This is a genomic window from Streptomyces lonarensis (assembly GCF_012033735.1).
GTDB lineage: Bacteria > Actinomycetota > Actinomycetes > Streptomycetales > Streptomycetaceae > Streptomyces > Streptomyces lonarensis.
The window spans coordinates 1-4,786 of the sequence record NZ_JAAVJD010000322.1 but is presented as its reverse complement, the minus strand read 5'-3'; the positions used below and the strand labels follow the sequence as shown (position 1 = coordinate 4,786).

Below are 4,786 nucleotides of genomic sequence, written 5' to 3'. Positions count from 1 at the left end.
GCCCCGGGGCGGCCGACCGGCGGGCACCGGCCCGCGCCGGCCGGGCCGCGCGGCTCGGGGCCGCGATGCGCGACGACTCGGGGGCCTCCGCCGTCGAGTTCGTGATGCTGACGCCGATCATGTTCTTCCTGATCTTCGGCGCGGTGCAGTTCGCGCTGTACTCGTTCGCCTCCGACGTCGCCAAGGCCGCCGCCCAGGCCGGCGCCCGTGAGGCCCGCCGCGAGGCGGACGTCTCCGCCGGCTGGCAGGACAGTGCACGCACCAAGGCCCACGACTACGTGCGCCAGTTGGCCGGGCCCGGGCTGCTCTCCAACGTCTCGGTGCCCGTCGGCCGCAACGGCGACATGGTGAGCGTCACCGTCGCCGGCGACGCCCCGGCGATCCTGCCGGGGATGTCGCTGCGGGTGACCGCGGTCTCGGAGGGGCCGGTCGAACGGTTCGTACCGGACGGGGGATGACACACCGTGCATGACACAGGGGGGACGGGGCGGTCGCCGCGCGCCCGCTCGCGGCAGGACCGCGACCGGGGCATCAGCGCGGTCGAGGTCGTGCTGCTCGCACCGCTGATGATCCTCTTCATCCTGGTGCTGTTCGTCCTCGGCAACCAGGTCTCGGCGCGCGCGGCGGTCGACGGCGCGGCCCGTGACGCCGCCCGGGCCGGCTCGCTCGCCCGCGACCAGTCCACCGGCCGTGCCCAGGCCGCCGCTGTGCTGGCGGACCAGCTGAAGGACGTCTGCTCCTCGTGGAGCGGGCCGTTCCTCGGCGGCACCGACTTCAGCGAGGGCGGCCTGTTCGTCGTCCGGGTGGAGTGCGAGGTGCGGGGCATGGACCTCGTCGGACTGCCGACCGCCAACCGCGTCAGCGGCACCTCCGTCGCCCCCATCGACCCCTACCGGCGGGTCGGATGACCGCCCCCGCGCGCACCGCGCCGCCCCTCGCCCGCACTGCCCCACCCCGTGCGGCCCCCGCCGCCGACGGCCCCGCGGCACCCGACGGCAGTCCCGAGGCCCACGGGGACCGGGGCTCGGCGGCGATCCTCGTCGTCATCTTCGCGCTGACCGTCATCACCCTCGCCGCGTTCGTCGTCGACGGCGGCCTCGCGATCTCCAACCGGGAACGTGCCGCCGACATCGCCGAGCAGGCCGCCAGGTACGCCGCCGCGGACCTCGACGAGGACGCGATCCGGGCCGGTGCCGCCGGAGCGCCGATCAACACCGGCAACTGCGACGCGCGGGTGCAGGAGTTCGTCCGCCACTACGACCTGACCAGCGCCGAGGTCTCCGGGGCCCACTGCGTGCGGGCCCGCACCAGCGAGAGCCAGGTCGTGGTGCAGGTCCTGGTCGACTACCGGCCGCTGTTCTCCTCCGTCTTCACCTCCAGCGTCCGGGTCACCGGGGAGGCCACCGCCGTCGCCGAGGCCGGCTGAGAGCACCGCGCGGCCCCGCCGGACGCGCCCCGACCACCACCGCCCGCACGCCCCCTGTACGAACACCACCGCCCGTACGACCACCGAACAGGAGCAGACGCCATGGCGCGCACCACTCACTCCGGCAGCGGGAACCGCTCGCCCGTACCGGTGAAGGTCGGGCGTTCCTTCGGCGACGTGCTCAAGGCGTTCGCCGCCTTCCTCGCCCTGGCCTGCCTGGTCGTCGGCGTGCCGCTGGCCCTCGCCTGGCTCGTCGGCTGGCCGCTGCCCAGCCGAGCACCCAGCCTGGACATGCTCCGCCAGGAGATCTCCACCACCGTCTTCCTGAAGATCCTCACCCTGCTGGTGTGGGTGGCCTGGGCGCAGTTCACCGCCTGCGTGCTGGTGGAGGTCAAGGCCGCCGTCTCCGGCGTCGGCATGCCCGCCCGCGTCCCCGGTGCCGGCGCCAGCCAGGCCCTCGCCCGCCAACTCGTCGGCGCGCTGCTCCTGCTGGGGACCACCGCTGCCGGCTTCACCCCCGGGCTCAGCGCCGTCGGCGACGGCTTCGGCTCCCAGCCCCGCCACGGCGTCGTCGCCGAGGCCGAGTACGCACCGGGCCAGACCACCGCCGGACCCGCCGCCCTGACCCAGGCCGCCCCGGCCGTGGCGCTGCCGGAGGAGAGCGCCGGAGCGGCACAGCCGGACGACGCCGACGCCACGAAGTTCTACCGCATCCAGCCCCCGGAGGGCCGCCACCACGACACCCTGTGGGGCATCTCGGAACGCCATCTCGGCGACGGGCTGCGGTACAAGGAGATCTACGAGCTCAACAAGGACCGCGTCCAGCCCGACGGCTCCCGCCTCACCGAGGCCTCCCTGATCCGCCCGGGATGGATCCTGGAGATGCCGGCCGACGCGGACGGCGGCGACCTGGTCGAACTGCCGCACGACGAGGCCGAGCTGACCCCGGCCGAGGCCGAGGAGATCAGCGAGTACGGCAACATCCCGATCACCGGCCCGGGGCACGACGCCGGCCCGGACCACGGCGGCATGGACATCACCCCCGACACCGCCGCACCGCCGCCCGGCGCCACCCCGGACGGTGACGCCGGAGCCCTCCCCGGCGGCGAGGACCGACGCGACGGGCCCGCCGCCGACCCCGAGCACGCCCCCGACGCCGCCCCGGCCCCGGACCACGGCGGGATGGACGTCACCCCGGGCACCAGCGGTCCGGCGCGCGACGCAGGCCCGGACCACGGCGGGATGGACGTCACCCCGGCCCCGGTGCCGGACCCGCGCAGCGGCCCCACGCCCGGAGCGGTGATCGCCGCGCCCGGCCACGACCGTGCCGCGGCCGACGCGGACCCCGCCCGGCACGCAGGGCCCGTACCCACCGCCCCCGCCACCCCGGCCCCCGGGACGGACGACGGCCCCGGCCTCCCCGGCGCGCTGGTGGCCGCCCCGCTGCTCGCCGCCGGACTGCTCGGCGCCCTGGGGCGCACCCGCCGCAACGCGCTCTGGCAGACCGCCGCGGGAGCGTTGCGCCGAGGAGCGGGCGACGACCTCGAACCCCGTGACGGTGCGGGTCGCGACGCGCGCGACGCACTGCTGGCGGGGGCCGACCCCTCCGCCGTCGCCTTCCTCGACCGGGCGCTGCGCCGTCTCTCCGCCGACCTCGACACCGCCGGACGCTCCCTCCCCGTCGTCTACGCGGCCTGGCTCGGCGAGGAGGAACTCCACCTCCAGCTCGCCGAGCCCGCCGGCATCCCGCCCGCCCCGTGGCAGTTGGGGCAGAGCGACTCCTACTGGACGCTGGAGCGGTACCGGCTGGACGCCGTCCGCGACGTCCCCGCCGACGCGGAGGCGCCGTACCCCGGGCTGGTCAGTCTCGGCACGAGGGACGACATCCGGCTGCTCCTGAACCTGGAGGCCGTGCCCGGCCTGGTCTCCGTCCTCGGCGCGCCGGCGGACCGCGAGGCGGTGCTCTCCTCCATCGCCGCGGAACTCGCCACCAGCGGCTGGGCGGACCGGATGACCGTCAGCCTCGTCGGCTTCGCCGCCGACCTCACCGCGCTGGCCCCCACCCGGGTACGCCACCTGGAGGACATCGCGGGGCTCCTGGAGGTCATGGAGACCGAGACACGGCTGCGGCACGGCAACCTCCAGCACACCGGGCAGGACTCGGTCCTGCGCGGCCGCACCGGCCCCGCCCGGGGCCACCAGTGGGCTCCCCACCTGGTGGTGGTCGGCGTCACCCCGAGCGCGGAGGAAGCCGACCGGCTGGGCGCACTGGCCTCGGTCTCGGCGCCACTGGGCATCGGCTACCTGGTCACCTCGGACCGACCCGACCTGCCCGGCCTGGCCTGGGAGTTCCGCATCTCCGCCGACGGCCGGCTCACGGAACCCGACATGGGGCTCCAGTTGGCGGCGCAGCTGCTGCCTGACCACGAACGTGCCACCGTGGTCAGGATGTTCGCCGCCCTCGGCGAGCAGGACACCAGCGAAGACGCTGTTGCCGCGCCGCCGTTCCTGGTGGACCTCGGCGCCGGCGGCAAGCCGGAGGTGTACGCCGAGATCATGGGCGGCTACACCCTCACCGGCCTCGCCGACCCGGACCCGGAGCGTGCCCCGCTGCTGCGGGAGGCGCTCGCCGTGCTGCTGCTCCGGCGCTCCGGCGTGCACCGCCGCGTGCTGGCGGCGGCGTTGTGGCCCCGGGGTGTCACCGACGAGGTGCGTGACGCCTTCGTCGTGCGGCTCGGTGAGTGGCTCGGGATCGAGAACGCGACCGGGCGCCCGCGGCTGTCGGCGGGAGCCGACGGGCGGCTGGTCCTCTCCGAGCGGGTCGTCTCCGACTGGGACGTGCTCCGCACCCTGCACCACGGCGCCGTCGCCGCGCCGGGGCCCGGGCCGCACCCCGCGGACCGGCGCCGGCGGCTCACCGACGCTCTCAGCCTGGCCCGGGGCCCGCTCCTCGACGGCCAGCGGGAGTCCGGCAGGTTCGAGTGGCTGCGCCACGAGGTCATCGACGCCCAGTACCCGCTGCTGGTCGCGGAGGTGGCCCTGGCACTGTCCGGCGCACACCGCGAGGCAGGCGAGGGCGAACCCGCCTACCTGGCGGTGCGGACCGCGCTGGGTGCCGCACCCGCCGACGAGCGGCTGTGGAACGAGCTGCTGCGGGCAGCCCACGCCACCGGCCGGTCGGAGTGGCTCACCGGGGCTGCCCAGTGGCTCACCGCCCACCACGGCCAGTTGTTCGGCGTCGACCGGCCGCTGCCGGCCGAGACGGAGGCGCTGCTCGACGAGTTGCTGCCGACCTGGCGGCAGGTGGTCGCCGCCGGGTGACCGCGACGGCCGCCGCCGGCCGGGCGGTGAAGCCCGGCC

Annotated in this window: 4 protein-coding genes; all 4 read left to right on the top strand. The window is 76.1% G+C overall.

Annotated features, from left to right (window positions below; translation table 11 throughout):
* Positions 1-458: TadE family protein (locus tag HCN56_RS23710; RefSeq protein WP_312871408.1), on the top strand; the 458-nt coding region annotated here is incomplete at its 5' end.
* Positions 459-464: 6 nt separating this feature from the next.
* Positions 465-908: a TadE/TadG family type IV pilus assembly protein gene (locus HCN56_RS23705; RefSeq protein ID WP_312871407.1), complete on the top strand. Its 444-nt coding sequence runs from the start codon at positions 465-467 to the stop codon at positions 906-908.
* Positions 905-1,426, top strand: coding sequence for a pilus assembly protein TadG-related protein (locus HCN56_RS23700; RefSeq protein ID WP_167974407.1), 522 nt, complete (start codon positions 905-907; stop codon positions 1,424-1,426). Before HCN56_RS23705 ends, HCN56_RS23700 begins: the two co-directional genes overlap by 4 nt.
* Before the next feature lie 102 nt (positions 1,427-1,528).
* On the top strand, positions 1,529-4,747 hold the full coding sequence (locus HCN56_RS23695; RefSeq protein ID WP_245246944.1) for an AfsR/SARP family transcriptional regulator: 3,219 nt from the start codon (positions 1,529-1,531) through the stop codon (positions 4,745-4,747).
* Positions 4,748-4,786 lie beyond the last annotated feature (39 nt).